Below are 393 nucleotides of genomic sequence, written 5' to 3'. Positions count from 1 at the left end.
GTGCCGGTACAGATCGACGCAAAAAAAACGATTCACTCGGAGCCTCTGGCCTGTATCTCCAGGTGGGAGCCTTCGCCAATCCGGACGCTGCGGAGCTGCTCAAGTCCAAGCTGACCCAGACCAGCAGTGTGCCGGTGTTCATCAGCTCAGTGGTACGCGACCAGCAGATTCTGCATCGGGTCCGAATGGGGCCGATCAGCAATCAGGGCGAGGCTGAGCAGCTATAGAGCAGCGTGCGCCTGGCCAACCTTGGCCAGCCCACGCTGGTCCGCGCCGACTGATGGCAACTTAACCGGCTTTTGCCGGACTAATCCGAGGCTTGCCTGCTGGCGAGTCGAAAGATGGCCCCTTGGGGCCGTACAACCCATGCAACGATTTTCGAGAGACGGATGA

At 60.1% G+C, this 393-nt stretch carries 1 protein-coding gene; it reads left to right on the top strand.

The window, feature by feature from the left end; genetic code table 11:
* Positions 1 to 227: SPOR domain-containing protein (locus tag ER639_RS12080; protein WP_164993459.1), on the top strand; the 227-nt coding region annotated here is incomplete at its 5' end.
* Positions 228 to 393: the final 166 nt, after the last annotated feature.

Source organism: Macrococcus sp. DPC7161 (genome assembly GCF_004117835.1).
Classification (GTDB): Bacteria; Bacillota; Bacilli; order Staphylococcales; family Staphylococcaceae; genus SDSC01.
Note: the sequence above shows the minus strand (reverse complement) of the source record. Positions and strands in the feature narration are given on the sequence as shown.